Here is a 26,928-nt window from a genome sequence, read left to right on the forward strand (position 1 = left end):
TTTTAATTCCCAAATGCTTTTGGTCGCACTGTGCATTACATTGTTGAGCATGATCCTCGGTGCTGACAATACCAAGCCGAACGTGGTGTTCCTGGCCGTCGACGACATGAACGACTTCGTCGGTCCTCTGGATTCGACGCCCAACGCCATCGCGCCCAACATTGATCGCTTGGCACGACGCGGTGTATGCTTCACGAATGGACATACCGCCGGAGTCTTCTGTGCTCCCAGTCGAGCAGCCATTTTTTCGGGGCAGTACGCATCGACCACAGGTTGCTACAACACACCGAATTATTTTGTGCATCATCCAGAGATTGAGTCGCTTCAAACTAGCTTTGCCAAGGCAGGCTACACGACTCTGGGTGCTGGAAAGTTATATCATCATCCCGCTGGCGCTATTGATCAGCGAGGCTGGAAAGAGTTCTTCCTGCGAAATCAATTTCAGCGGGAAGGCGGCTGGGCTTTGGAATCATGGAGCAGTGATACGCCCGTGCCGCAACCTTTCCCGGCGAGCGTCTATAACCGGGGCAAAACCATCACCGGCGGATTGTTTCTTGAATGGGGTGCGATTCCAAACGACCAGGAAGAGCAGATGGCCGACACGATCCGAGCCAATTGGGCGGTCGAACAACTGGAGCGAAAACACGACAAGCCATTCTTCCTGGCCTGTGGTTTTTATGCTCCGCACTATCCCAACTATTGCCCGCAAAAGTACTTCGATCTATACGACCGAGAAGCGATCGAAACGCCTGCGTTCAAAGAAGATGACTTAGCCGACTTGCCTGACAAGATTCGCAAGCAACGTGAGAATCGCAAGAAACAGCATTACGACAAGTTGGTCGCCATGGGTGCGTGGAAGGACGCGCTGCACGGATACCTGGCTTGTACGAGCTACGCCGACGCGATGATCGGACGCATTCTGGATGCACTTGAATCAAGTCCCTACGCCGACAATACCATCGTCGTGCTGTGGAGCGATCACGGGTATCACCTCGGTGAAAAAGGCCAATGGGGAAAGCACACGCTATGGGAACGAACCTCCAACGTGCCGTTCATCTGGGCTGGTCCCGGCGTAGCAAAAGGGTCCAGGACCGATGTCACCGTCAGCTTGATTGACATTTGTCCGACGCTGGTCGAACAGTGCAACCTCCCGGCACCACATCAAACGCTCGAAGGCACTTCGCTTGCCTCCACGTTAAAGAATCCCGCCGAGGCAAAAGATCGCACTGTCTATCTACCCTATATCAATCCGGGTGAGTACGCCTTGATGAACCGCGACTGGCGATTCATTCACTACGACGACAAGAACCAGGAACTATACGACCTGCAAAAAGATCCGCACGAGTGGAACAACCTCGCTTCCGATCCGCAGTACGCAGCAGTAATCGCAACGCTGCAGCAATCTGCGCCTTCCGAGTTCGCTGCTGAGGAACCCAAACTGAACGAACGTCGTGATCTTGTGGTCGAAGGCGAAACGTTCCGCTGGGAAAAGGGTAAAGGCAACTACGTGCCGCACTCAAAGTATCTGCCCTACACAGATCCAGCAATGAAACCGAATTAACCAAAGAATTGACGTCACAACGCGGGCCACACGCCCATCTTTAACTTTTCAACGCTCTCATACGAATCGCAATAGGCTGTGCAATGAAGAGATTCGCGATACTTGTCTTTCTGCTCGTTTACCTGTTCTGCTTCAATCCGCTGGTCGTCCATTGTGGTGAACTGAACCTGTCTGAAACGGATGACACCATCTCGATCACTCAACGGGGAAAAGCGGTACTCGAATACGTCAAGACCGCGAGGACTGTTCCCGAGGGCGTTGGGCAACACTACAGCCGCAGCGGCTATATTCATCCTGTCTACACGCCGACCGGCCAGGAACTTACTGGAGATTACCCCGCTGATCATGCCCATCAGCACGCACTGTTTTTTGCATGGACTAAGAGCAGCTATGCGGGTCACAATGTCGACTTTTGGAATCAGGCCAAGAACTTGGGTAAGATCGAATTCCGTGAGGTGGTGGCTTTACAGCGAATGCCGCGAGAGGTTTCCTTCACCGTCAAACACGCCTTCATGGTGCAGGTTGAACAAAAGTGGGTCGATGTTCTTCATGAAGTCTGGACAGTCACTGTCTATGAAACGCCGGACGACTACTTCCTATTTGACGTCACCAGCGTACAGCAATGCGTCTCGGACAAACCCTTGGAACTGGCAGAGTATCACTACGGCGGCATGGCGTTTCGCGGGAATTATAAGTGGCTGAAAGAACCGGCCGATCATAGCATCCTCCCGGGCGACTTGCAGTATCTTACCAGCGACGGTAAGAACCGATGGGAGGGCAATCACACACGCCCTGACTGGGTAGCATTCTCAGGACGAATCGACGGTCTAGACGTGTCGGCTGCTATCTTTTGCAACCCAAGAAATTTCCGCGCGCCACAACATGTGCGTATCCATCCTCATAAGCCCTACTTCTGCTTTGCTCCAATGGTCGCAGGCGGATTTCAAATCGCTCCTGGTGACCCTTACGTTTCATCCTATCGCTACCTGGTGACGAGCAACAAGATTGACTCAGAACTGATCAGTGAACACTGGCAACGTTTTGCGGAAGAAAATGAGTGATGGTCTAACATACGCAGGTTGACGTCCGAAGCGAGAGAAAACAATGAATCGACTCCTAGCAACATTTCTCGTTGTGCTAAGTGCTTTCGCGGTACTCGGTGAGCTGATCAAGGAATCACGTTAGACACCTTCTGAGATGAACACTATGAACAAGTTTTACTTCGCACTCCTGCTAATTGTCTTCTCGGTTGGTGTTGCAAAGGCCGATACGGGCGATGTTCCAATGAACGTGCTCTTCCTGGTTGCCGACGATTTGAATAGTTGGATGTTGGAAGATGCGGATCGCTATGCGGGCAAGGTGATCGCACCCAATCTTCGCCGACTGGCTGCCAGTGGAGTCAACTTCACGCGAGCCTACACCGCAGCGCCGGTTTGTTCTCCTTCTCGCACCGCGTTTTTTTCCGGTGTAGCGCCCTGGAAATCAGGTGTCTACAACAACGCACAAACTATCAGTAAGAGTGAGGCACTGAATCAAGATGCGGTGCTGTCACTGGCCGGATTATTCAAGAAGAACGGATACGGCACCTTCGGTTACGGCAAGATCACCCACGGCTGGGACCAGGTAGAAAACTGGGACGTTAAGGTTGGCCACAAGAGAGACCCGGCTCCTCCCGGTGCGCCACTGGCAAAACTCAGCGGCGGTGAAAAGGATTGGGGAATAATCCATCTCACTGAAGAACAAATGAATGACACTGGCGGGGCCAACAAAGCCATCGCTGTTCTGGAGCAACAACACGACAAGCCGTTCTTTCTGGCCTACGGCACGTTCAATCCGCACATGCCCTGGTATGTCCCGCAAAAGTATTTCGACATGTACCCGCTGGACCAGATTGTCCTTCCCGAATTGAAGGATGATGACCTGGATGACCTTCCTCCGCTGGCCAAAGCGGTGAGCGATGGGATTGGAAGCTTTGCTGACAAGGTGATCGAATCTGGTAAGCATAAAGAGGCCGTTCAGGCTTACCTCGCCACGACCACCTATGCTGATACGCAGTTCGGGCGCGTTCTCGATGCCCTCGAGAACAGCCCCTACAAGGACAACACCATTGTCGTCTTCCTCGCAGACCACGGCTTTCATCTGGGCGAAAAACATCACTGGCAAAAGACGACCCTCTGGGAAGAGGGGACGCACGTCTTGTTGATGTTTCGCGCGCCTCGAGTCACCAAGGCCAAGGGTGTGTCTGAACGGTTCGTTTCCCTGCTGGACATTTATCCCACCCTGGCTGAACTCTGCGAACTGACGCCTCCAGCGACCATCGATGGACGGTCCCTGGTCCCTCTGCTCAAGAATCCGAAAGCTCCGTGGGAAAGCACCGCCATCACCGGATTGTGTGATAAAGGCCAAACGGACTTGGCCTATATCAGCATCCGCCACGAGCTCGGCCGCTATACGCGATACGGGGCCGAAGAAGAGGAGTTCTACGACACCACCAAGGATCCTCGCGAATGGACCAACCAGATCGATAGCCCTAAATACGCAGCGACGATCGAACAACTCCGCGGCCTCGTTCCCGGTTTCGAGGATGCCGCCCAACCCGCCCTGACCAAGGGGCGTAGGGAAACTCAAAAAGAGAAGAAGGAGAACAAGAAGGGTAGGACAAAAACAGAGTGATCAAATGCGCTGCGTTTCTCGACATTCGACGCCCCCGTTCCATAACCAGGTATTGAAATGAACCGTGTCACTTCCTTGCTTTATGCTCTTATGGCCGTCTTGGGTTTATCCTGTACCGCCGTCGCCGCGCAACAGCCCAACATCATCGTCATCTTGGCGGATGATCTGGGTTATGGCGATCTCGGATGCTTCGGCTCGAAGACTATCAAGACGCCGCATCTCGACAAGATGGCTGCAGAAGGGCTGCGATTGACCAGTTTCTATGCGCAGGCGGTGTGCGGACCTTCGCGGGCGGCGCTGATGACGGGCTGCTATCCGATTCGCATCGGCGAACCGAGTAACAAGAAGAACCAGCACACCGTGCTGCACACTAAGGAAGTCACGATGGCCGAAGTTCTCCGCGAGGCGGGCTACGCCACCGCCTGCGTCGGCAAATGGCACCTTGGCGAAGGTGCCAAGGACTCGCTCACCGGGTTTAACCTTGCCACGATGCCCAACGGACAAGGCTTCGACCACTTTTACGGGACACCACTTTACAACGGCGCGACCGTGCAGGTGAGCGACACGAAATTTCGCAGCTCTATATTGCGTAATGAGAAGATCGTCACGCCTGCAGTCGAGTCGTGGGATCACATCACACAGGACTACACCCGCGAGTCGCTCGATTTCATACGCCGGCAGCGTGAGAAGCCATTTTTTCTTTACCTCTCACACAACATGCCGCACATCCCGCTCGGCGCGTCCGAGACGTTCAAAGGCAAGAGCGGTGGCGGGCCGTATGGCGATGCCGTAGAGGAGATAGACTGGAGTTGCGGAGAAATTATCAAAACGCTGCACGAACTGGGCCTCGCGGAGAAGACACTCGTGATCTTCACTTCCGACAACGGCCCGTGGGTCGAGACAACGCGTGGCATGGAGCCGAACGGCAAAGCCTTCATCCCGCGCGATCATTCCGGCAACGCCGATCCCCTGCGCGGTTACAAGATGCTGACCTGGGAAGGCGGTCTACGTGTGCCGTGCGTCATCTGGTGGCCGGGAAAAGTACCCGCAGGTACCCTCAGCAATGCCATTACCTCGACCATCGACCTGTTGCCCACTTTCGCCTCCATTGCAGGAGGAAAGACGCCGCCGGACAGAGTCATTGATGGCCGCAACCTCATGCCGCTTTTGTGTGATCCGGCCACCACCGCATCGCCACACAATGCCTTTTATTACTACTGCTTCACCCACCTCCAGGCTGTGCGCAGCGGGAAATGGAAGTTTGTGCGCAAACGCCCCGCTCACCCACCCTGGGTCGGCTGGAGCGGACGCTTCGCGGACAATGCGGTGGACGAATTCTCTCTTTACGATCTCGACAACGACATCGGCGAAACCAATAACGTCGCCGCCAAGCATCCCGAGGTGCTCGCCCGCCTGCGCGAGCTCGCCCACGAGGCGCGCATGGACCTCGGCGACTACAACCACACCGGCAACGGGGCACGCTTTTTCGATGGACCCGCGCCAGTGAGGAGAGCATCTGGAAAGGGAGAGGCGAAATAAAAACTCCGCGACCGTCATCCATTTATGTTCTTGTCGCTACGGCCGTAGTCGCATGGTCGGCGACCGCCGCAGGCGTAACGATCACGAGCGACCTCCAGGGATTCATACCGACGCGATCAGGCGACTAAGAAACCACCTTTCAAAGATTAAATCGCCCCAGCGGAGTCAAACAAGCCGAAGAACACTAGATTTCCGATAAAAACTATTTCCCTGATTGCTGGTTACTCTGGCAGCATTGCATCCGTTTTCTACGCACGTTCAGGCGGACGAACTCCGTCGAGCAGACGTCATCGTCTACGGTTCAGGTGCTCGAACTACCACAGCGTTCTGAAGATCCTACACGTCAACACGTTCCATAGAGAGGGCATCACCTATGAATCAAAAGAAACCATTTCCGCACTGCACCAATTTGAATCGAACGCGACGTCAATTCATTCAGTGCGCGGCGAGCACCGCGTCAGCGATCGTGGTTCCCACCTACTTTACTTCGTCGGTTTTCGCAGCCGGTTCGGCGGATGCCAATTCGAAAATCCGCGTCGGATTGATCGGCGCAGGAAATCGCGCCAAATGGCTGACGCGTGCGCTGTCGCGCGAATCCCATCGCGCTGAATTGGTCGCGGTGTGCGATTGTTACCTGCCGCAGCTCGATGCCCTCGCGGCTGATAATAAAGACAATCCGAAAGCCGGTGATTCGTGGAAACGGTATCAGAACTACGAGCAGATGTTCGATTCTGAAGATCTCGACGCGGTCATCATCGCGACGCCGGATCACGTGCGCGTGCGTGCGGCAATCATCGCTTGTGTCAAAGGTCTGGATATCTACGCGGAGAAGCCGCTCAGCTTCAGCATTCCCGAAGGCCGCGCGTTGGTCAAAGCAGTGCGAAATCACAAACGCATTCTGCAGGTCGGCACGCAACAACGCAGCACAGCCAACAACCAGTACTCCTGCGAGTTCGTCCGAAACGGCGGCCTCGGCAAAGTGCACACGATTCTCGTTAAGAACTATTCCGGCTCGCGAGGGGCGACTGGTCTCGACAAGCAAGCCGTTCCCGAAGGCATGGATTGGGATCGATTCTGCGACCAGGCACCGTTGCTCGACTACCACGAACAACTTCACCGCAGGTGGCGAAATTTTGATGCCTTCACCGGAGGTCCCATTTGCGATCGCGGTGCGCATGCCTTGGACATGGTTCATTTGGCGATGGGCTGGGACAATGTCGCTCCAACGCGAATCGAGCCAACCACGGATGCTAAGGACGCTCGTGATCGCGGCGTCCGCCTCTATTACCCGAACGGAACAGTTGTTCGGCTTGAAAGCGACAATGGACCAGCTTTTGGAGGCATCTTTATCGGCGAGAACGGCAAGTTGGAAATCAATCGAGGACGCTTTGCCTGCAACCCAGCGACACTGATTGCACCCTTCGAAGGCGAAGAATCCGAGAATCACGTCGGAAACTGGCTCGACTGTATCGAATCACGCGAAGAACCCAACGCTCCCGTTGAAGTCGGACATCTGATTTCCAGCGTAGCGCACCTGATAAATATTTGTCGTATCACGGGTCGCACGCTCAACTGGGACTCCGCGAAAGAGCAAATCATCGGTGATGAAGCGGCCAATACATTACTCAGCAAAGAACGACGTCCGGAATACGCACTCTCCGAAGTCTAGACACAGGACACTCAAATGCCTTCCCTTTCATTTTCTAACCGTGCTAAGCAACGGTGTTTTCCAATCATTGCGTTCGTGGCGATTTCACTTGGCTGTGGCTCCGCCATCGCCGACGAATGGATCAGTCTGTTCGACGGTAAGAACCTCGACGGCTGGAAAGCGTCACGCGACAACACGCAGTTTGCGATTGCCGATGGAGTCATTGTTGGCACGAGTTCGAGCCAGACGCAGTTCGCACACACGGTCGAAACGTATGGTGATTTCGAACTTGAAATGGAAGTTAAGCTTCACGACACCGACCTGAACTCCGGCGTTCAGATCCGCACCATGTTGACTCGGGAAAACGCGAATGGCCAATCGAGGGAATCGATCCATGGCCCTCAGGTCGATATTGGAAAATCACCGGGACGCAGCGGACACATCTTCAATCAGGGAAACGGTGCCTGGATCACACCTCAGAAAGACCTGACCCGCAATGAATTGATGCTCAACGGTCAGTGGAACAAGCTGCGTGTATTGGCCGTTGGGCCGCGCATTCAAACCTGGATCAACGGCAAGCCGGTCGCGGATGTCACAGACAACGAAGCCTTCGCAATCTATCCCTCAGGTGTGATCGCCCTGCAGGTACACGGTGTCAAGAATTCACCGGAGAAAACTCGCCATGTGTCGTTTCGATCGATCCGCGTTCGAAGGCTCGAACCCGCCAGGTAGTCCGCACCATAGCGATGCCGGTCGACCATTAGCGAAAACAGGTTAGAACTACCAGTGCATTGTCCTGCGTTCGATTCGCTTGGTTTCCTTTCTCATGCATATGGAAAATCACGAATTACCGTGTGAGCTTGTTCAACGCGACAACGATGCGAAGCACATAGCAACATTCGATGAATGTTTTCACATCGGCAGGAGCGAAAATCAAAAAAACGACGCCCATGTCACCAAATCTGCAGGCCTTCGATGAGCGAGTGGTGAAGACGCTCAAACACGAAATCCTCAATGGACTTTGCGTTTAGAATGAACAACAATTGGTTCACATGCTTTCCTGCGGCATGGACGGGCACAACTATCGTCGCTGTCATTCTGAACGAGACAATCGTTCGCCAATACGTGACGAAGCAGAGTCGGAAGTTATTGTCCTAGCCACTTGCAAAATCGAGTGTTTCCAGGTGGAACTGGCCGGGCAACTGAGTAAGCGTTCTGTCTGCCCGTGTTGACGGGGGCGGTAGCTTGATGGGTTTCTTTCCACGTTTTGGAGAAGCCTGTGATGCGATTACCAAACCCGCAACTTGTTAGGCAATGGCGAGAGCGATTCGAACGCTTTGATCGATCTGAATTTACTGTCGCTCAGTTCTGTGAACTTGAAGGCTACTCGACAGGTCCCTTCTACCAGTGGCGTCGAAAACTTGATGCCGCGGAGCCTTGCGAAACGCCTTCGTTTATTCCCGTTAGCCTTGGCTCCAATGATCTTGAGGACCGAAGCGATCGAAGGATAGAGATTAAATTGCCCGGCGGAGCGACGGTTAGATTAGCAAGCCAGGCAACTCCGGCTGAACAACGTCAGTTGATCGCTGCCATCGTTCAAGCGACTTCCGCAGGGGGGCAGTCGTGACTGCAATCGCACCCAGTACGCGGATCTTTGTTTACACCGCGAACACCGACATGCGAAAAGGATTTTGTGGCTTGTCAGGCTTGGTCAAAGAACATTTTAAGGTTGATTTGTTCCCTGGACACATCTTTGTGTTCTTCAATGGTTGCCGTGACTACGTCAAGATTCTTGCTTGGGATAATGATGGGCTTTCGATCTGGTCGAAGCGGCTCGAGAGTGGAATGTTTAAGAAGCTGACCCGAACCACTAACGGCGATTTCAAAATCGATTCGGCCGAGCTAGTGATGATGCTTCGCGGCGTACAAATCGAAGGAACGCATCGACAAAAACGCTACTCGATTGACACGCGCAAAGTCGCATAAACTGAAGCGGACATCTTCTGTTGTGGCTGCCAACGGGCCACGCATCATCGAAGCCACCGGATGGGCAGATAGAACGCTTGCGGCGGGCAACTGAAGTCCTATCGGGCCGCGGTGTCCCGCGTTTCTGGAAATTCGTAGATTTTCGTTCGTTCCCTGAGTCCGTGTTCGCCGCATATTGAGCAAGAAAGCGTTATTACGCTTGTTCTCATCATCCCAATGACCTCAGCCGAAACGTCGCCCGAAATCTTTCAAAAAGTATCTAGAGATGAAATTCACCGATTCTCGATGACGCAGACTTTTTGTACCACGTGGCACGCCGAGTCATCGAGATATATTCATATGCGTTGTCGTACCATCCGAGAAGGAATGGCTTTCGATCGCATCTAACTTCGATTTCCAATTTCCAGCCTCGACGGTATCGCCAACCGCTTCAGTCATTTCGATGATCTGCATCATTATACGTCGAAATACACGATCTAGCTTTTCGTCCCTTGCAAAGTATCTATCGCTTGCACCTCTCTTGAAGCCTGGATGCTCAAGGATACGGTAGGCCTCTAAAAGCTGTTCCTTAGCTTGAGCGAATTGTTGCCGAGCCATTGAGATTTCCGCCATTACGGATAGAGTTTTCGGCTTTCTCCAGTCTTCAAAGTGTTGCACTTCCGAAATGGATAACGACAGGCGAAGAACTTCTTCCGCTCGCGTTTCGTCCCCCTGCTCTCGCAAGACGGTGGCGAGTAATTCCAAATTTTCCAAAATTGAAGACATAAAGAATGGCATTCCCTCAAGAGAGTTCAGAGTTTCTTCCAATATTGGGGAAGCCTGCTCATCTCGCCCTAACCCCCGGCACGCGATCGCCAAGGCAAGTTTCGTGTCGAGAAAGTTAATACTCTTCTCACCCAAGTGCTCCCGCAGATCGAATGCTTCCGACAGCAAGTCTTTTGCTTCCTCATAACGTCCAAGCGAAAGACAAAGCTGGCCCAGGTCATTCAACGAATTATCCAGGAATCGATTCTTAACAGTTTGACGCTGCAAGTTAATCGCTCGCAGCAAGCTCTGCTCCGCTTCTTGATGGTTACCGAGTTTACCTAGCGATGCCCCCAGTCGAGAAAGCAAGGGAGCAATAGCGGGACTATTAGCCCCGTGCTTGTGAGCTTGCAACTCAACGCATTGTTCAAAGAGTGGAGCTGCTTCGCAATGATTCCCGAGTAGCCTATTCATAATCGCCAGATTGTTCATCGCAGAAATGGTCTTGGCATGAGAAGGCCCAAAAACAACTTTTCGACCTTTCAACACTTCCCTGTAGAGCGGTTTTGCATCGCGCCAACGACCTTGCTGAACGAAAAGCTGAGCCAGCAAAGCGATCTTATCCAACAAGTCCGGATCATTGACTCCACTCGACGTCTCGAGGTTGTCAATGGTTGCTCTGAGCAGACTAGATGCCTCTTCATACTTCCCGATGCTGCAGAATGAATACATGAGCAACATTTGGATTTGCAGTTTGTGTTCCGGTTGGCCTTCGAATCGTGCGTCGAGTCTGTCTTTAGCACGGTCCAGAAGTGTTCCCAGGGTTAAGTTGGGATCCAGATCGGAAGCTGATTCAACAAGTGTGGTTCCACCGGCCAGGCCTAACAAGTCAGTGCGGAGAAAATCATTCATCGCCTTGACTCGAGCAGCCTCGCTCTCAGCCTGTTGACGCAATGCCTGCGCCACAACTCGCTGGCGGTCCGCAGTCTCACGTTCGGCAATTGCGTCCTTCTCGGCTTGGCTTGCCCGCCATGCCTGCCAAGAAGTGCCGACCAAACCAAGCACCAGCGCTGCCAAAACCAGTCCGGAGGTTAGGATGGCGAACTTATTACGCCTCGCTAGCTTCCTCAACCTATACGCAATCGATGGCGGGCAAGCCGACACGGCATCGCCGGATAGGTAATTTCGTATATCATTCGCCATATCGCCGGGCGTCGCGTATCGTCGTGAGCGGTCTTTCTCGAGAGCAGTCATCACGATCCAGTCGAGCTCTCCGCGCACCAACTTAGATAGTTTATGCGGTTGGATGTCGTGGTGCCCCTTGCCAGGATTTGGAGACCTTGACGCGCTTTCTTTGTGGCTACCAATGGATAGGCGCGTGCTTGGTATGGGTGGTTCTTCCTCGCGGATAATCCTCAGCATTTCTTCCCATGCGGCCGATCTCAGACGCTCTTTGTCGAAAGGCGTGCTGCCGGTGATCAACTCGTAAAGTAGAACGCCGAGGCCGTAGACGTCCGTTCGAGTGTCGACATCGATCTGATTTAGCAGTGATTGTTCGGGACTCATGTACTCGAGGGTGCCAAGGATTTGTCCGAACCCGGTGAACATGGTCATGTTCGTCAGCGGTCCGTTGAGGGCTTTCGCCACTCCAAAATCGATTACTTTGGCGACCGGTCGACCGTCGTACTCTGCCACTAGGACATTTGAGGGCTTTAGGTCCCGGTGAATGATGCCTTTATGATGCGCGTGCTGAACGGCTTGGCAGACGGGAATGAACAGCTCGAGTGTTTGACGCGGCGACAAACCCCGTTCCGCAGAGTATTTGGTGATGGCTTTTCCCTTCACCAACTCCATCACGAAATACGGTCGGCCCGCCTCGGTTGTACCGGCGTCCAGCACTTTTGCGATGTTCGGATGCTCCATCATAGACAACGCTTGCCGCTCAGCGTCAAACCTCGCCAAAACCTGTTTCGTTTCGTTTCCCGGCTTGATCACTTTCACGGCGACGCGGCGACGAACAGGCTCAAGCTGCTCCGCCATATAAACCACACCCATCCCACCTTCGCCGATTTCCTGGAGCAGTTTGTAAGGACCGATTCGCTGACCGACCTGAAACCCAACCCGCTCCGGGTACAAAGAGTTGTCGACAAAGAATTTAGTTGAGGAGTTTACCCGCAATAACTCACCCACTTGTTTTCGAATCTCTTCATTCGGGCACAAATCATCTAACAGCACAGACCGCACCTCCGGAGGCTGATCAACGACGCGGTCGAAGATGCTCTCCAGAAGCCCGATCTGAGCGATTGCGGGCTGTTGCGATTCGTTGGGTTTACTCAATTTTCAGGTCCTTTTACGTGGTCTACCCTCTATACGCGTCGTTGTTCCCAACACCCGTCACCTGTTTCCGGAAATTTTTGTTTGTAGCCAAACGCGTGCAAATCGCCATCGCCTCTCCACGGTCGATGGACTAACGCTGAGCACCTCTGCACATTGCTTGACGGAAAGCCCCGAGAAGTACCTCAATTGAACAACTTCATACAGCTCTGCGGAATGCTTCTCAAGTTCTTCAAGTGCGACGTGCAACTCCAGCATACCTTCTTCCCAATTCTCTTGTTCGAAAATTGGATTCCCTGACAAAGAACGCACCACCGTCCCTCCGCCACGCTTCTCACGCAATCGCATTCGCGCAGCATCAATCAGGATTCGACGCATCGCCTCGGCCGCGACGCCAAAAAAGTGACGGCGGTCTCTCCATTCACACTGCTGCTTGGCCAATCTTAAATACGCCTCATTGACTAACGCAGTTGTATCGATCGCATTCCTTCGATCATCCCAGCGGAGCCTGCTTCGCGCGATCATTTTCAAGTGAGCGTAAACCAAATCGTACAGCTCATCTTGCCTTTCGGGCAATGAGCTGAGCAGCCTAGTCACACTGTCGTCGGGAGATTTTCCGCTAGCCGTCATATTCCGCTCCAAGCAAGCCGCAACCTGTCGATCTGTCACAAGTTTTATCTTTCTGCTGAAAATTATTGCGGACCGTAAAGGCCCTGCGATAGTTTCGACGCGAAGAATGGAAACACACTTAACCAAATCGGTGTCATTTGTTTATTTCCTCGTGACAAGGACTACGAAAATGCCAGCACGACAGACTGATGGAAGGCGATGCGGTTTTACGATTGTCGAATTGATCAGTGTGATCAGCATTATCGTAGTTCTTGCTGGACTCCTATTGCCCGCAGTCCAGCAAACACGCGAAGCGGCACGCCGAACGACTTGTACCAATCGCCTAAAGCAACAAGGTTTGGCGTTGCTCGCGTTCGACTCCACCTTCAAGACATTTCCGGCTGGTGCTGAGGCTGACACGTTGCACGCTTGGTCCTCCCGCATTCTACCGTATCTAGAGCAGTCAAATCTCTATCAACAGCTCAACTTTCGCGTTCCCTGGGACGCGGGAGGCAACGCCGACTGGAGCCGAAGACGACTGGAGATGTTCTCCTGTCCGACCTCGTGGAAAGACTATCCCGGAAGCACCGATTACAGCGGGATCAGCGGCTCCACCCATAAGGCGACAACCAACCTCGCCAGTAACGGCATCTTTTTTCCGGTGGGTAGAAGTGCGAGGCCCGTCAGCATCGCGGAGATTACCGATGGGACAAGCAACACAATCGCCATCGCCGAGGCCGTGGCAGTGGGGGAAAACAACCATGGCTTTTGGGCATGTGGTTTCAATTGCATCGGCCACGATGATGGGCCTATCAATAATAGGTCTGGGGGCCAGAACGAAATTGCCAGCCTGCATCCGGGAGGAGCCAATGCGGCGTTTGCCGACGGCTCTGTACGCTTCCTGAGTGAGACACTGCCTCTAGACATCGTCGGTGCACTTTGTACTCGGAACAATCAGGAGATCGTCTCCGATTTTTAGTATTCGTATTTTGGGTTTTGCGTCATTGTCAATCGTTGCGTGTGTCAATGTTGGCATGCCGCTTTTTTCGCTGAGGACAAGAAAATGAACCGCTTTCTGTCAATCGTATCGGTCGCTTTTATCTGTGCGGGCCTAACCGGCTGCCCATATCCATCAGGAGGAATCCAAACTGACAATCAAAATGAACCAGCTGGATTATTCAGCAACGATGATTTGATTCGTGTCTGGGTCCTTTCAGAGGCTCAGATTGCAAATCCGCCGGCGACAAAATCAGAAGCCGCCGCGATCGAAAACTTTGTTACCCGTCCAAGCGAGGAATTTAGATTCCTGCGTGATCCAGGTAGCTACTTTGTCGTGGCTAGCAATGAAACACAATTTCAGAGCCTTGGAGACGAAGATTCATTTACGCTGGGCGTGGATTTTTCAGTCTTACCGGTCGATGTCGCAGATGAGTTGATTTCAGTCGCGCTGGTAAACGATAACTCCAGCCCCACGCTGTTACCAATTATCACAGAGCTGTAAGTCGGGTCTGCGGCTAGGAGCTGGACAGGAATTGCCCTTGAAACTTTTCAACTTCTCTGTTTGCTTGGAACACTTTCCGACCCTCCAGTAAACGAAAAGCCGTCGTGTCACCCACGACGGCTTTTTTCGTTTTATCCCGAACGTTTGACGCGTTTTCCCGCCAGCCGCCGGTCTCTCAGAAAGCTGTTTTTCTGACGCCGGCCAGAAATCTCGGGTAATGAACTCGGCCTCTTTTCGAGTGATTTTGCCAGTTCTCTCAGACCTCTGAGTCCCTGAGACGTTTCGGGTTATAAGCCGTCGTTCTCGCTTAGACGAGCCGAACCCCCATGGTTCGTCTCGGTGAGACAAACACACAAAACACCGGCGATTCGGGTTATGAACCGCTCGCGGGGGAGTCGCCGCCGTTGGATTCACTCCGGGCCCGGCTGTTTTTTGCCAGCCTGCTTTCGCGCTTCCGCGAACGCCGCCTCCGCAAACGGCGCAACCTGCTCGTACGTCAGCCCTGCCTCTGCCGCAATGTCGGAGATCGTAGAACTTCGTCGGAGACCGTTCATTTGCATCCCACCCATCACGCGTTGCAGAAAAATAATCCCGAGGCGACTTGGCCGTAACCGCGCTGACCGACGGCTGGATAGTCCCTCGCTGTCAGAAGGTCAGAAAAAATCGCCAAGACGTTTAAAAGGCCAAGGCTTCAAAGAGAATAGGCGAGAACCCGACTCGATCCCGCCACCTAAGTGGTATGTGGCTCTGCGGCGGCCCCCCCCGGTCGTCGATCGGCAGCGATAATACGAATGTCTGGCTTGGTAAACGAAGATGGGTAGCCAAGCGTTGCGAACGTTTGTGGCACTTTTCAATATTGGGCGGACCTTTCCGATAACTCCAGTAACAGCAGGCTGGCTAGATGATGTCCGACCATCCCATTCCGCTATCCGATCAAGGACAATCGGACAAGCTGTCTCAATGCCAAGGATTGGAAAACAATGAAAAAGATAAATGGATTATTCGTCGTTGCTGTGATGTGCATCATGTCACACGCAATTGTGGAGCCGTGTCGGGCGCAGACCCCGTCGACGGGTGGATTCGAAGGAGGCACTGAAGTTACGCTTCTGAATCTTTATTCAAACCACGGAGTAGGCAACGCCGGCGGTGGGAATAGTTGGTTCGAAGATGACAGCACCGTCGGAAACGTCCGTTATTGGCTCGGTTACAAGACCGAAGATCGGCTAGGGCTCAGATTGAAGTACTGGGATTTTTATAGCAACGTCGACGGAGTAAACCAATTTTTTGACACCAAAGTTTTTGACATCGAGGGGACCTCGGACTTCAGCCTCGGCGAATGGGCTCTGACAGGAAGCGCTGGTGTTCGTTGGAACGACACCGTATGGTCCGACGAAAATGGTGGTGATGGTTTTAATTTTGAAGGTGTCGGTCCCTCGTTGGGTGTATCGGCGAGACGTAACCTCGTCGGTAACTTGAACTTTGTTGGTGGAGTGATGGGTTCGGTCCTCTATGGTGACATCAAAGAGCTAACTAGTGACGATCAAGCAAATGGTGTCAGCACCAACATTATAGAATCTCGATTGGGATTAGAATATTTCTTCCCCGTCCGCGGAGGTTTCGTCAGCCTGCGGGGTGGTTGGGAAAATCAGTGGTATTCTGGCCTTAGCGGCAATGTTGACAACGACATTGATCCTGAAGATTTGGATGTGAATTTGGGGGGGCCGGTAATCTCTATCAGTTTCGAGCGATAGTTTGCGGTAATTCCCGAGTCTCGCTGAAGCGTTGTTTGTTTCTTGGTACAACTTTGCTAAATCAGATGGCGATGGATAAATCCATTGCAACAACAACTAACTCGCCGCAGGTTACGGCTTGCGGCGATTCCCTGGCCGATGTCGAGACCGGCGTGCGAAGCGAACGAGGTGGGAGCTGGGTCGGTCCGATTGAGCTGTGCCGCCCCAGCTACCGTCGAGGTCGCAACCCCGACGCCCGCGGCCGCTGCTTGGGCTTTCGTTGCGTCGGTGATCGAAAGATTGATTAAGCCCGAATAAGATTCTCTCATGAGCTCTCGAAATTGAGCCAACGGAAAGCGAACGGATGTCTAGATTTGACCTGCAACTCACTTCGGAGCAGCTTGCGATCTTGCTTCACAAATATTATACGCAGACACGCGAAGACCAAAAACGTTACTTGGAGAGTTTAGGAGGAAATGGGTCATCGAAAGAACTGGATTTCACACTTTCCGTCGCTCGCCACGACTCATCAGCCTTGGCTGAAAGCGAACGCTTGACCCAACAGTGGAATGCTGAGCGTTTTCCAGACACACGCTCGGTAGATCGGAATGTATCTCAAGCAGTGAATTTCTTTCTGCATTCATTGATGGCCGGAGATTTTGGTCCAGACGGCAGTCGCGACGGACGCAGCTCAGCTTTCCTCAAAAATCCCAATATCGTAGCCAGAACCACCGAGATTTTCATTGAGCGACTCCGAACCAACCTTCAGGGCGAGGTCATTAATCACGATGAAGCCGAGGCCCATGCGATCGACTACCTTCGAGATTATATCTGGTAAGTGACATCATGCCGAACACCAACGGCAACAAACAATTCTATGGATGATGGGCTGTAACCGCGCAGAGTATTTTTGCGGGAGTAACCTGCCATCTCCAAGTCCTCGCTGAAGCAAGACGCCCCGCCCGCTTCATGCGTTTTACTTTTGGCGGGAATGGCTTCTTTTTCTTTCCCACAACGCTATGCCTTCCACGCTCCGAAGGCGGCGAAGCAGCTGTTTTTGTGCAGCAGTTCGACATGGGCGAATCCAACGCTGCGGAGCAGGTCGAGCTGATACGTGACCGGTCGTGGCGAATCTTCTCGGTTGATGTATTCGAAGACCTTTTGGCGGTACTCGACGCCGCCGAGTCCTTCGAGGTAGTCGCCATATCGCGACCACATCAACTCCTGGACTGGCATGGTTTCTTGAACGACCAGATCGGTGATCCAAAACGATCCGCCGGGGCGCAGCACCGAGATTATCTTTTCAAACGCGGCTCGCCAATCTTCGTCGTCGCGCAAGTGATGTAGCACCGCGGCCGCCAACACGACGTCGTAGCTTTCCTTGGGCAGATTGGCTTCGCGGAGGTCAGCGTGCCACGTCGTGACCATGTCGACGCCGGCATTGCTGACCCGCTGTTTGGCCCGCTCGAGCATCGGGGCGCTCAAATCGAGCAAGTCGCTGGCGAAATGATTGCCGTAAAATTGCCGAAGCTTCAGCGTGTTGTTACCGGCTCCGCAGCCGATGTCCAGCACCCGCGCGATCTTCGGAGTCAGTCGCACGGCCGCTTCGGTGATCAACTGCATCGACAGCGGCGCGTCGATCGTCGCGGACTGGCCGGTATCCAAGTTGCTAAATCGCTCGACATCGGCATCGAATCGCGCGGTGATATCGTCGGTGGTCGACTTCGTTGAAAAGTCCGTCACTTCGTATTTGAACTTGGCGGACCGCCCGTCGTTCGTTTCGTCGTCCATCATCGAAATCCTGCACTTGGCCAAAAAAATTGTTGCTCTTGCGAACCCGATCCTACGACAAAGGTTCGCCGAGCTCGACCGGTCTAGCGTTTGGCGAGACGCTCGGATGCATTCCACAAACGTGGGAAACCAATTTCTTTCCCGCAATGTAACTTGAATTCACGATAATGTGGCCGCCGATGGCATTTAAGGCGCATTAGTCCTCGGTAGCGCAGTCGTCGGAGCGGTGCACGGTACTTGAGGCAATTGCCCTCGGGAACGAAACGAGTTTGCTGTGATTCTATTCCCAGGAGACGGGGAGTAGAATGTTGGTGTTTTAGTTCGCAACTGAATAAAAGATGGCTTCAATGCTCACTCCAGACGAAATTATCGCACAAGCACCTATTACTCGACTCAGATCAGCGGAAGGCGTTTCTGTCTGAGCACTGTAAAGGCGACTCAGCTCTACAGGCAAGGCTGAAGGAGGAGTGCGATCGCAGGTTAGTCAATATAAACACAGAGTTGAATGGTGATAACAATCCGGCAGATATCAAGCTCAATATTGACGAGCGTGAATTGAACGAATCCGTCAACGATATAACCGAGACTCGTGAAGCAAGCGGTGACTCTGGCCCAGCTGAAATGCTCGGGCCGTATCGAATTAAACGTCCGCTCGGTGAAGGAGGCATGGGAACCGTTTGTCTGGCTGAGCAACGACATCCCGTGTATCGGCAGGTCGCATTGAAAGTGATCAAGGGCAGAAGTGATTCTCGGGAGATCCTCGCCCGCTTTTCGGCTGAACGGCAAGCAGCCGCGCAAATGAATCATCCCAACGTCGCACGCTTCATTGACGCTGGAGAAACGAAGGAAGGTGAGCCATACTTTGCAATGGAATTCGTCCAAGGGATGCCGATTACCAATTATTGTGACAAGTATGAAATCGACATTGAGAGCCGACTACGAATATTTATCGAGGTTTGTCGTGGAGTGCAGCACGCTCACCAAAAAGGAATTATTCATCGTGACCTGAAGCCATCGAATATTCTGGTCACAGTCATTGACGGCAAGCCAATTGCAAAGGTAATCGACTTCGGCTTGGTTAAGGCAATTGGTCCAGCTCGTCTGAGCGATGCCAGCCACTATACGCAAGCCGGTCAAGTAATTGGCACCGTCAAGTATATGAGTCCTGAGCAAGCGGGCTTGGACCACAGTAGCGTTGATACTCGGACTGACATCTATGCTTTGGGAATTATCTTATACGAGTTACTTACCAGCACAACTCCATTAGACATGTTTATGTCACGTGAACGCAACCTTATGCAACTGCTTAAGATTATACAGGAAGAAGACCCGGTTAAACCTAGCAGTCAGCTTGGAAGCAGCGACGACGTCGCGCGTTCACAGATTACAACCCGTCGCTAAACTGATTTTCAAAGATTGACTCGGGTCCTTGAAGGAGACTTGGACTGGATTGTCATGAAAGCGTTAGCAATGGAACCCACGCGGCGTTATGAATCGGCGATTGGGTTTGCTGAAGACATCGAGCGATATCTTAACTTCAAGCCGGTGGAGGCGAGACCGCCGTCGGTTAGTTATCGTATGACCAAGTTTGTAAGAAAAAATCGTACTGTCGTGTTCGCTGCATCACTGTTACTGATCGGGGTGCAGGTGGGAATTGCGGGTTTGGTCCTCGGTATAATTAAGGCTTCTAAGGAAGCGGAGAAAGCGAGAATTGCACAAACTAATGCGGAAAGTAGTGCTAATCTTGCCGTCGAGGCAAGGATACAAGCTGAGACAGCCGAGCAATTGAAGGCTGATGCGTTGCTGGCGGAACGTCAGGAGCGACAAAACGCCGAGACACTCCTCGAGTTTGTTACAAGAGATATTTTAGCGATGACCAGTGTGGCCGGCCAGCTTCAATTTGATCGCTCGGGCACGCTCAGCTTGACGAAAGATTCAACGCTTCGTGATGTCTTGGATCGGGCTGCAAGCCGGATGGCAAGTCGCGGCACATTGACAGCAGAAATGCTGGCAGAGCTGAATTGGGTCATCGGATTTAGCTACCGCGGATTAGGTGAGTCTGAAAAAGCAATTAATTTTCTAAACAAGTCTTACGAACAGCGAAAAACGCTACTTGGGGAGTCCCATGTAAAGACCCTCGAGGCGCTGTCAACTCTGGCGACGGCTCACGATTTTGCAGGACAAACCGAACTGTCTCTGCCCATGCACTTGCGAGTGATAGAGCTCGCAGACGCTGCGCTTGATAATGCCGATCCAACACGCCTGCTCGCTATGGATGGAATTTCCCAAGCGTTTCAGTTGGCCGGACGATTTGAAGAGGCCTTGGCCATCAGACAGCAAGTCATAGAGATCCGCCAACATGAGCTAGGAGAATTCGATCGTCAGACCTTTTTAAGTAAGGTCGGATTGGCGTCGCTTCATCGTGAGATTGGAGACCCAGCGAAAGCGGTGCACGAATTAAAGCTCCTCGGTCAGCGGATGACCGAGGAATTTGGAGTTGACGACCCAGACAGGCTATTGGCAATGAGCGAATTGGGTAGATCAATGCTAAGGACTGGCGAGTTTGAAGAAGCACTCTCGCTACTGGAGAAGGTTTCTGTCTTACAGAAACTTCGTCTCGGGGAGGATCATCCTTATTCGTTAATAGCGATCAATGATTTAGCCGGTGCCATGCAAGTAGCGGGCAAGCCCCTTGAAGCGGTTGCTCTCTATCAAAAGACGTTGGAATTAGTCAACGAAAAATTTGGAATTACTCACCAAACCTCATTGATGTTTAAAAGTAACCTGGGACAGTCCCTAATCGAAGCCAAACGCCCGAAGGATGCAATTCCAATTCTTGCCGAGGTGCTCGGTGCGCAGCGTGCCAAACTGGGGAATAACCACCCCGGGACGATCAAAACGCTTATGAATTTGGGAGGAGCTGCCTTAAGCACCGGTGATATTGAGGCGGCGGGCGAGCACTTCCAAATAGCGGTGGAGGCGTTTGAGAATACGCTCGGTAAGGATCACTTCGGGACACTTTCCGCTAAGAATAATCTCACCGCCGTTTATGATGCACAAGAAAGGTATGAACAGGCTGCTGAGCTTTATAATGAGGTTGCACTCGAACTATCGCGGCAACTTGGACCTGAAAATATGAATGTTGCCATGGTCAAAGGGAATTTGGCGATAAGTTACGCTGCTGCGGGTAAAACGCAGATGGCTATTGAGGTGCTTGAGGAAGTTTGCGAGCTGTCAGAAGACATTCCACAAGTTGCTGGTGCGGGGGCGAAGTTGGCGGGCGTCTACATCGCTGCCGAAATGCATGAGCAGGCTCGTGAGTTAGCGGAAGATATGATCAGGCGAGCGATGCCCAAAAAACGCGATATTCCGAGCCTGACTGAAGCCGCGAGAGTCCTTCGCTCACATGGAGCGGGATTGCTGGAGGCCAAGGCATATTTGCCGGCGCAGAGAGTGCTGGAGAAGGCTTGCGAGATTTGTGCGGAGATACAGCCTGAGAATTGGATAATGTACGACACGCAATCTATGTTGGGTGAAGCGTTACTGTATTCGCAGCCACCAAAGTCCAATAATCAAGAGGCAGAAGAATTGGAAGATGTGATTCAAAATTCGTCCTTGCCGGCCCGGGAGGTCGGTGAATATTTGCGAAACAGCTATGATGGATTAATTAGGACTAGCGAAAGCATACCGCAAGCCTACCGTAAACAAATATTGATGGATTCTGCGGATCGTTTGTACGCTTGGGCTACTGCTATGAAAGACAGCGACGAAATGGCCAAATGGCAACGTGTAAGCGAGAGCTTTAAATGATCGCATTTCAACAGCTGATGTGCTGGGTAGGGGACAGCTCTTGCGGAAGGGCGGATTGAATCTCGTATCAGATACCCGTTGTCTGTCCGAGCCGATCCTACGACCAAGGTTCGCCGAACTCGACCGGCCTAGCGTTTGGCGAGTCGCTCGATCGAACGGATTCCCAGCTCCATCTTCGTTCGAGCCGAAATATTCGCCGAGTGGACCCGCATCTCCGGTGGAACGAAGCCGACCGTGACGACCTGTTCCTCGATCCACTTCACAACGTCGTAGCCCGTCCCACGATCGTCGTCGCCCAGATCGTGATCAAGGCTGATGACCTCGACCATCCCCGTTTGAAGTAGCTCGATCGCTTCCTCGGGCCAGTACACACGATGCCAGCCCTCCGGCGTTGCCGGTTCGTCATCCAAGTAGACTTTCACGATCGTTCTTTTGCTTGTTGGTTTGTTGCAATGAAAAAATTATTCATTTAGGATCATTTCGGTTCATCGCCACTGGGTTTTGGGTAACGGGATTCGCAGCGGACGCGGTGTCCGAAGACTGGTTCGCTGGCCCAAGGAGCGATAAGCGGGGGATAATCTTGCGGCGAATAAAGTGATTATAAAGCAACCAGCGGGTACACTTGAGAAACCTGCTTCCGCGTTAGGCCGCAAATTTGCGGATTATAGGTTAAGCAGAAACTTCTTATCGCTAAGTTAAAACGGCAAATAAATTTATGATAGTGGAAACCCACCATCTAACGAAGAAACGATACTTCGTCGTCCTCATCACGCTCGTTTCTCTCGGAGTGCTATGGGTATCCCTTTCAATCGGACGCGTCGTAACGGGGCAAGCACCTTGGGGGCCAAGAGTCGGTGGCAAATTGCCCAATGGCACCGCAGTCTATTTTCAATCACGTCCAGTGGGTTTTGAAACGGATGATCGGTTAACGGTGCTTACTCCGAACATGCCGCCAGAGCACTACTGGGTTGATCAAGTGCATGGAGGGTTCGAGCACGTGGTCCTAAAGTACAATGACACCGGGAGTCAGCTTTGGGTGGAATCTGATGGCAAGGTAGGCGCTTCAATAGATCTGACGACTAACGATTTCCGCCCCGAGTCCGACACACAGCACAATTGGGCTGCATACGGGACCGGCACAACGCTCGACTCAGGGCACACAAGCAGTATCTTTTCGCTTTTGAGCCCGTGGTAGCCAAACACCTTACCAAACACTTGTAAAGCCGTATAGCAAAGCGTCCCACACGCTGGCTCATGCCGCGCGGTTACTTGTTTACTCAATATCGGTCGCCGCAGTCGGGTGAACGCGGTCTCAAACGACGGCGACCTTGTCTTTCAATGCTTTCGGCATGGGTACAGATCCCGGAAACTTTCAAAACTTTTTTCGTGCAGTTCGCGAGGCCTTTTAAGTTCACTCTTATGAGCGTCCCGAATTAGCTCAAATTGCAAGCCTCATCGACCGCCCGTTGCCAACTACCAAACTCTCGCCGGATGGCGAGGGCTTTGTCTCGGTGCTCGAGGCAGACTTCGGTGTAAACCAGTGACTGGCTGGCGGCTTGACGATTGCGGAGCCAAAGTGCCATCGCTTTGCGGTTGAAGTGTTCGGGCCGGCGGCGGGAGACGTTGGCCAGGTTGATGCCAGCGGCGCTGAGGGCCGCTCGCCACGTGCCATGGTGGTGGAGCGCGGCGTCGTAAAGTTCGCGGTTACGTCTTCGGTTCACACTGGCCCCTAGGTCGTAGCCTGTCGTACACAAACGCCGGAGTTGTTGTACGGTACGCTCGGCCGTCAGATCGCGACTGCGGGCAACGTCGCGGGCACGGACGCCCGAGTACTCCAGTGCCGTGTCCCACGAACCGAAATCTTCGTTCGCCGCGGCATGCAGCAACTCGTGCTCGCGACTCACGTCGTCTTCGATCAAACTGTCGCCGGCCACATCCCGCTCGACGATCTTTCGAATAATGGCTTCGCGAATCATGACGCCACCTTCTTTCGCCCGAACTTCACCACGCCGGCAGCAACGAGCCCCCTCCGCCAGCTTCCAAAATGCTGGATCGTCAACATCGCCAAGTTGCGATTGTCCGGATGCCCGCTGCTGAGCGACTCCCCCGCCTCGTGCTTTCGCCGGATCATGTCTCGGATCTCGGCCTTCGTATAGAAGCGTCGTTCCGGTTCGAGGTCCGCTGCGACGATCGTTTGTTCCAACCGCCGAAATGGGTATTCGCCGCATTGAACAGCGCCTTGTACTTGTAACTCACCTCCGCAAGCCGATGCCCCGAATCATGCCACGCTCGAATCTCAGCGATCACGCTTTGCTTGTTCCAGCGACGCAGCGACGGCTTGATCGGAACTTTATCGATCAAGCCGGCCGCTTCCACCGCGGCCGGCCACGAACCGAAGTGCCGGTAACCACATCCTCGGCGGACAACACGATCTTGCCTGGAATCGGGTGCCCCGCCGCGGCGCGAGCGTTCGTCCAAGTACCGAACAGACGTTTGCCGGCCGCGTACAAAGCGGGATCCTCGCGAGCGGTCGATCGCAACGCATGCCCTTCTTCGTGCCGCCGCCGAATCGCAGCGATCGCCGTCTCACGATCCCAATCCAAATGCGGCGAATTGCTGGTCAGGCACGGCACCCGCGCCGCTTTGCAAGCCGCACGCATCGTTCCGAAGTGTCGCACGGCGGCGTTGACTAGCAACCGGCCAGCCGGCATTCCCTGATCGCGCCGAAGCATTTTCCATCGGTTGACTTCTTGATTCACGAATCGATGGAACTCGGCGGGTTGCGGATCTTTGGTTCTCCTTACACACCTGCTTTCTTTGATTGGGCGTACATGAAGAACCGTGAAGAATTGGACGGTTACTGGGCCGAGATCCCCGGCGACACCGACCTGCTGCTCACGCACGGTCCACCCAAGGGCATTCGCGACGTCACGCGAGACTGGCGCACGAAGGAACCGATCCATGTTGGTTCCAAGAAATTGACGCGCCACGTGATCGAGCGGATCCGACCTCGGATTCACGCGTTTGGGCATATTCACGATGAAGCAGGAATCAATAATTTCGGTTGCGAAACTCGCGACGGCATTCAGTTCATTAACGCCGCGTGCTGTGACTTGAAAGGTAATTTGGTCAACCATGGGATGGTGGTTGATGTTGAACCAGAGGAAGAAGACGATGAAGTATGACATTGAGCCTGAGCTAACACCGGCTGAGTTCATCGATGTCTTGCGGCGCTCGACGTTGGCGGAGCGCCGGCCAGTGGACGATGTTGCTCGGATCGCAAAGATGCTTACGGGGGCTGATTTGGTCGTGACGGCACGGGATACGGACGGAAATCTTGTGGGCGTATCGCGAGCGATCACGGATTTCGCTAATTGCACCTATTTGTCGGATCTGGCGGTCGATGAGACGCACCAAGGCCGAGGAATTGGGCGCGAGTTAATTCGTGTGACGCATGAGAAGGCAGGAGTAGAGACTCGGCTGATTCTCTTGGCGGCTCCCGCGGCGGTGAGCTATTACCCACACATCGGGCTGGAGAAGCACGATTCGTGTTGGATGATTCCGCCGCGGGAAGACGCAAGCGTCGGGCCAGCTTGACGAAGTCCGATTTTAGCGACAGTCGTTTTCAGTAAGGACAACAACCCTCGCATCGACGTTGAGTACTTGAGTCCCGCCCGGGAGTTCAGCAAGTGGTTCTGGCCAGTGCGAGTGGCCGCGAACAACAAGGGTCTTTTCAGATTTTCCGAGAACCTCCCGGATCCTTGGTGATCCTCGGAAGCCACTGACCGGAGCGTCAGGTCCATCGTGCATGATTGTGATCGCTGGCTTCTTGCGCAAGAGCATGCCTAACGTCCCGAAATAGTCGTCTTCGGTGCGCCGCCAAGGACGTTTTGGGTTACCCGGAATTCCGCTCAGTCCGGCGATTGAAACGCCGCCGATGGTCACGTGGTCGTTGTCTAGAAAGTGGATCTGGCCAGTGAACCTCGGCCGCTGCGCGTCGCCGGCGAACGTGTCGTGGTTTCCTGCGACTCCGGCAACCCAGTCGAATTCCGCGGCGAATGCGTCCCAGACGGGCCGTACGTCGCCCGTGCCGCCGCGCTTGTCGAGCGCCGGGACGGTATAGAAATCACCGGCTAGCAAAACACCGATGTCTCCCTTCGGCAGGTCGAGACGGGGGAGCACATTGGCTCGCAGCATCGCTGGAACGACTTCACCAAGAAGCCGCAGCGCTTGTCCACCGGCAGACTCGAAGGTCTCGCGGCCTTGCAGGTCGGCTGTGACGACAATCGCCGAAGTGCCTGTAGGCAAACCATTGACGTAACCACGATGTACCGGGACAACATCGCTATAAAAGTCGCCAGGTCCGCGTCCTGCGTTCAGATACCGGATTTCGGCAAGCAGTTTCGGTTCGATGGATGTGATTCTCATAGCTAACTGAGACACTATCGCCACGCATCGGTTCAGTACAGCGTCCTGAGGAGATGGCAGCCAAGGACGGGTCTAGGTGGTCCCCTGCTACGCTGCCATATCCAAATTACAGCAATTCGAGGTCACCAGTCACTTGATCAATTTTCGTTGCGTCGTCTGGTCCAATGGCTAGACAGGTGCGGGTCGGTTGGCCGTGAAATTCGGTGCGGCCGCTGTCGGTGATCAGATGAACTTCGAGTCCGATCTCGATCGCTTTGTCGTGAACGGCCATCAACTCGTCTTCGCTATTGCAGCGGACACATACCTTTGCAAACGATCCCGAAATCCAGGCTCGCTCGTTTGACGAAAAATCATCCATGCAGATTGATGCTTTGCTTTGCAGCCTTCGCGTGAGAAACGCCATCGAAGCGTGGGCTCCCTGGGCGATCTGTTTCCCCCTGCGCATCTTCAAGTCATGACGCATGACGATGACCTGTTTTGTATTTGTTGTCTGTGGCTCTTCCAATTCCCCATTCTCCACTTGGCTTCTGTGTATCAAAAAACAACACCCGCGAGCTGGAAAGCCAACCCGCGG

At 53.4% G+C, this 26,928-nt stretch carries 25 protein-coding genes; 17 read left to right on the forward strand and 8 right to left on the reverse strand.

Features of this window, described 5'->3' with window-relative positions; all coding sequences use genetic code 11:
• Positions 1 to 49: 49 nt before the first annotated feature.
• From SH139x_RS10555 to tnpB, 8 genes are all read left to right on the forward strand, one after another.
• Positions 50 to 1,561 (forward strand): sulfatase, encoded by a 1,512-nt coding sequence (locus tag SH139x_RS10555; RefSeq protein ID WP_488355995.1) that lies wholly within the window; start codon positions 50 to 52, stop codon positions 1,559 to 1,561.
• Between the two features lie 83 nt (positions 1,562 to 1,644).
• Positions 1,645 to 2,622 carry a DUF6807 domain-containing protein gene (locus tag SH139x_RS10560; RefSeq protein ID WP_488355207.1) on the forward strand — a complete coding sequence of 326 codons (978 nt, stop codon included), beginning with the start codon at positions 1,645 to 1,647 and terminating at the stop codon, positions 2,620 to 2,622.
• Positions 2,623 to 2,767: 145 nt separating this feature from the next.
• Positions 2,768 to 4,234, forward strand: coding sequence for a sulfatase (locus SH139x_RS10565; protein ID WP_488355208.1), 1,467 nt, complete (start codon positions 2,768 to 2,770; stop codon positions 4,232 to 4,234).
• Between the two features lie 57 nt (positions 4,235 to 4,291).
• On the forward strand, positions 4,292 to 5,773 hold the full coding sequence (locus tag SH139x_RS10570) for a sulfatase family protein (protein WP_488355209.1): 1,482 nt from the start codon (positions 4,292 to 4,294) through the stop codon (positions 5,771 to 5,773).
• A gap of 373 nt (positions 5,774 to 6,146) precedes the next feature.
• Positions 6,147 to 7,442 carry a Gfo/Idh/MocA family protein gene (locus SH139x_RS10575; protein ID WP_488355210.1) on the forward strand — a complete coding sequence of 432 codons (1,296 nt, stop codon included), beginning with the start codon at positions 6,147 to 6,149 and terminating at the stop codon, positions 7,440 to 7,442.
• Positions 7,443 to 7,517: 75 nt separating this feature from the next.
• Positions 7,518 to 8,153, forward strand: coding sequence for a 3-keto-disaccharide hydrolase (locus SH139x_RS10580; protein ID WP_488355211.1), 636 nt, complete (start codon positions 7,518 to 7,520; stop codon positions 8,151 to 8,153).
• A gap of 550 nt (positions 8,154 to 8,703) precedes the next feature.
• Complete coding sequence (gene tnpA, locus SH139x_RS10585) at positions 8,704 to 9,048, forward strand: IS66 family insertion sequence element accessory protein TnpA (RefSeq protein WP_488355212.1); 345 nt, start codon at positions 8,704 to 8,706, stop codon at positions 9,046 to 9,048.
• Positions 9,045 to 9,407, forward strand: coding sequence for an IS66 family insertion sequence element accessory protein TnpB (tnpB, locus tag SH139x_RS10590; protein ID WP_488355213.1), 363 nt, complete (start codon positions 9,045 to 9,047; stop codon positions 9,405 to 9,407). Before tnpA ends, tnpB begins: the two co-directional genes overlap by 4 nt.
• 321 nt (positions 9,408 to 9,728) lie before the next feature.
• Here tnpB and SH139x_RS10595 read toward each other — a convergent pair whose 3' ends face one another.
• Together SH139x_RS10595 and SH139x_RS10600 are read right to left on the reverse strand one after the other, a co-directional pair.
• Complete coding sequence (locus tag SH139x_RS10595; protein ID WP_488355214.1) at positions 9,729 to 12,488, reverse strand: tetratricopeptide repeat protein; 2,760 nt, start codon at positions 12,486 to 12,488, stop codon at positions 9,729 to 9,731.
• Positions 12,489 to 12,545: 57 nt separating this feature from the next.
• Positions 12,546 to 13,154, reverse strand: coding sequence for an ECF-type sigma factor (locus SH139x_RS10600; protein WP_488355215.1), 609 nt, complete (start codon positions 13,152 to 13,154; stop codon positions 12,546 to 12,548).
• 130 nt (positions 13,155 to 13,284) lie between these two features.
• Here SH139x_RS10600 and SH139x_RS10605 point away from each other — a divergent pair, with 130 nt between their 5' ends.
• The 5 genes from SH139x_RS10605 to SH139x_RS10625 all read left to right on the forward strand — a co-directional run bounded on the left by SH139x_RS10605 (position 13,285) and on the right by SH139x_RS10625 (position 17,163).
• A complete protein-coding gene (locus SH139x_RS10605) occupies positions 13,285 to 14,073 on the forward strand; it encodes a DUF1559 family PulG-like putative transporter (protein WP_488355216.1) in 789 nt (262 codons plus the stop codon).
• 84 nt (positions 14,074 to 14,157) lie between these two features.
• Entirely contained in the window at positions 14,158 to 14,595 is a 438-nt protein-coding gene (locus SH139x_RS10610; RefSeq protein ID WP_488355217.1) for a hypothetical protein, read from the forward strand.
• A gap of 980 nt (positions 14,596 to 15,575) precedes the next feature.
• Positions 15,576 to 16,346, forward strand: a complete 771-nt coding sequence (locus SH139x_RS10615) for an Lpg1974 family pore-forming outer membrane protein (protein WP_488355218.1) — start codon at positions 15,576 to 15,578, stop codon at positions 16,344 to 16,346.
• Between the two features lie 71 nt (positions 16,347 to 16,417).
• Positions 16,418 to 16,633 carry an SUMF1/EgtB/PvdO family nonheme iron enzyme gene (locus SH139x_RS10620; RefSeq protein ID WP_488355219.1) on the forward strand — a complete coding sequence of 72 codons (216 nt, stop codon included), beginning with the start codon at positions 16,418 to 16,420 and terminating at the stop codon, positions 16,631 to 16,633.
• Positions 16,634 to 16,689: 56 nt separating this feature from the next.
• On the forward strand, positions 16,690 to 17,163 hold the full coding sequence (locus SH139x_RS10625; RefSeq protein ID WP_488355220.1) for a hypothetical protein: 474 nt from the start codon (positions 16,690 to 16,692) through the stop codon (positions 17,161 to 17,163).
• A gap of 179 nt (positions 17,164 to 17,342) precedes the next feature.
• Here the strand turns inward: SH139x_RS10625 and SH139x_RS10630 are convergent, their stop codons facing one another.
• A complete protein-coding gene (locus tag SH139x_RS10630) occupies positions 17,343 to 18,116 on the reverse strand; it encodes a class I SAM-dependent methyltransferase (RefSeq protein ID WP_488355996.1) in 774 nt (257 codons plus the stop codon).
• Between the two features lie 501 nt (positions 18,117 to 18,617).
• Here SH139x_RS10630 and SH139x_RS10635 point away from each other — a divergent pair.
• Together SH139x_RS10635 and SH139x_RS10640 are read left to right on the forward strand one after the other, a co-directional pair.
• Positions 18,618 to 19,517: a serine/threonine protein kinase gene (locus tag SH139x_RS10635; RefSeq protein WP_488355221.1), complete on the forward strand. Its 900-nt coding sequence runs from the start codon at positions 18,618 to 18,620 to the stop codon at positions 19,515 to 19,517.
• A gap of 54 nt (positions 19,518 to 19,571) precedes the next feature.
• Positions 19,572 to 21,926: a tetratricopeptide repeat protein gene (locus tag SH139x_RS10640; protein WP_488355222.1), complete on the forward strand. Its 2,355-nt coding sequence runs from the start codon at positions 19,572 to 19,574 to the stop codon at positions 21,924 to 21,926.
• Between the two features lie 128 nt (positions 21,927 to 22,054).
• Here the strand turns inward: SH139x_RS10640 and SH139x_RS10645 are convergent, their stop codons facing one another.
• From SH139x_RS10645 to SH139x_RS10655, 3 genes are all read right to left on the reverse strand, one after another.
• Positions 22,055 to 22,348 carry a cyclic-phosphate processing receiver domain-containing protein gene (locus tag SH139x_RS10645; protein ID WP_488355223.1) on the reverse strand — a complete coding sequence of 98 codons (294 nt, stop codon included), beginning with the start codon at positions 22,346 to 22,348 and terminating at the stop codon, positions 22,055 to 22,057.
• A 1,011-nt stretch (positions 22,349 to 23,359) separates the two neighbouring features.
• On the reverse strand, positions 23,360 to 24,154 hold the full coding sequence (locus tag SH139x_RS10650) for a hypothetical protein (protein ID WP_488355224.1): 795 nt from the start codon (positions 24,152 to 24,154) through the stop codon (positions 23,360 to 23,362).
• Between the two features lie 129 nt (positions 24,155 to 24,283).
• On the reverse strand, positions 24,284 to 24,658 hold the full coding sequence (locus SH139x_RS10655) for a hypothetical protein (protein ID WP_488355225.1): 375 nt from the start codon (positions 24,656 to 24,658) through the stop codon (positions 24,284 to 24,286).
• A gap of 18 nt (positions 24,659 to 24,676) precedes the next feature.
• On the opposite strand from SH139x_RS10655, the gene SH139x_RS10660 reads away from it, so the two are divergent.
• Entirely contained in the window at positions 24,677 to 25,111 is a 435-nt protein-coding gene (locus SH139x_RS10660) for a metallophosphoesterase family protein (protein ID WP_488355226.1), read from the forward strand.
• On the forward strand, positions 25,101 to 25,523 hold the full coding sequence (locus SH139x_RS10665; protein ID WP_488355227.1) for a GNAT family N-acetyltransferase: 423 nt from the start codon (positions 25,101 to 25,103) through the stop codon (positions 25,521 to 25,523). Before SH139x_RS10660 ends, SH139x_RS10665 begins: the two co-directional genes overlap by 11 nt.
• A 12-nt stretch (positions 25,524 to 25,535) precedes the next feature.
• On the opposite strand, the gene SH139x_RS10670 is transcribed toward SH139x_RS10665, so the two are convergent.
• Together SH139x_RS10670 and pth2 are read right to left on the reverse strand one after the other, a co-directional pair.
• Entirely contained in the window at positions 25,536 to 26,354 is an 819-nt protein-coding gene (locus tag SH139x_RS10670) for a metallophosphoesterase family protein (RefSeq protein ID WP_488355228.1), read from the reverse strand.
• Positions 26,355 to 26,460: 106 nt separating this feature from the next.
• A complete protein-coding gene (gene pth2 / locus SH139x_RS10675) occupies positions 26,461 to 26,874 on the reverse strand; it encodes an aminoacyl-tRNA hydrolase (protein ID WP_488355997.1) in 414 nt (137 codons plus the stop codon).
• Positions 26,875 to 26,928 lie beyond the last annotated feature (54 nt).

This window comes from Kothea flammea, assembly GCF_052161645.1.
In the GTDB taxonomy this organism is placed as follows: Bacteria; Planctomycetota; Planctomycetia; order Pirellulales; family Pirellulaceae; genus Laterigemmans.

Coding starts and splice junctions, on each gene's coding strand:
- SH139x_RS10555 (WP_488355995.1), top strand. CDS start 50: ATGATCCTCGGTGCTGACAATACCAAGCCGAACGTGGTGTTCCTGGCC.
- SH139x_RS10560 (WP_488355207.1), top strand. CDS start 1,645: ATGAAGAGATTCGCGATACTTGTCTTTCTGCTCGTTTACCTGTTCTGC.
- SH139x_RS10565 (WP_488355208.1), top strand. CDS start 2,768: ATGAACAAGTTTTACTTCGCACTCCTGCTAATTGTCTTCTCGGTTGGT.
- SH139x_RS10570 (WP_488355209.1), top strand. CDS start 4,292: ATGAACCGTGTCACTTCCTTGCTTTATGCTCTTATGGCCGTCTTGGGT.
- SH139x_RS10575 (WP_488355210.1), top strand. CDS start 6,147: ATGAATCAAAAGAAACCATTTCCGCACTGCACCAATTTGAATCGAACG.
- tnpA (WP_488355212.1), top strand. CDS start 8,704: ATGCGATTACCAAACCCGCAACTTGTTAGGCAATGGCGAGAGCGATTC.
- SH139x_RS10605 (WP_488355216.1), top strand. CDS start 13,285: ATGCCAGCACGACAGACTGATGGAAGGCGATGCGGTTTTACGATTGTC.
- SH139x_RS10610 (WP_488355217.1), top strand. CDS start 14,158: ATGAACCGCTTTCTGTCAATCGTATCGGTCGCTTTTATCTGTGCGGGC.
- SH139x_RS10615 (WP_488355218.1), top strand. CDS start 15,576: ATGAAAAAGATAAATGGATTATTCGTCGTTGCTGTGATGTGCATCATG.
- SH139x_RS10620 (WP_488355219.1), top strand. CDS start 16,418: ATGGATAAATCCATTGCAACAACAACTAACTCGCCGCAGGTTACGGCT.
- SH139x_RS10625 (WP_488355220.1), top strand. CDS start 16,690: ATGTCTAGATTTGACCTGCAACTCACTTCGGAGCAGCTTGCGATCTTG.
- SH139x_RS10630 (WP_488355996.1), bottom strand. CDS start 18,116: ATGGACGACGAAACGAACGACGGGCGGTCCGCCAAGTTCAAATACGAA.
- SH139x_RS10640 (WP_488355222.1), top strand. CDS start 19,572: ATGAAAGCGTTAGCAATGGAACCCACGCGGCGTTATGAATCGGCGATT.
- SH139x_RS10650 (WP_488355224.1), bottom strand. CDS start 24,154: ATGCGGCGAATACCCATTTCGGCGGTTGGAACAAACGATCGTCGCAGC.
- SH139x_RS10655 (WP_488355225.1), bottom strand. CDS start 24,658: ATGCTTCGGCGCGATCAGGGAATGCCGGCTGGCCGGTTGCTAGTCAAC.
- SH139x_RS10665 (WP_488355227.1), top strand. CDS start 25,101: ATGAAGTATGACATTGAGCCTGAGCTAACACCGGCTGAGTTCATCGAT.
- SH139x_RS10670 (WP_488355228.1), bottom strand. CDS start 26,354: ATGAGAATCACATCCATCGAACCGAAACTGCTTGCCGAAATCCGGTAT.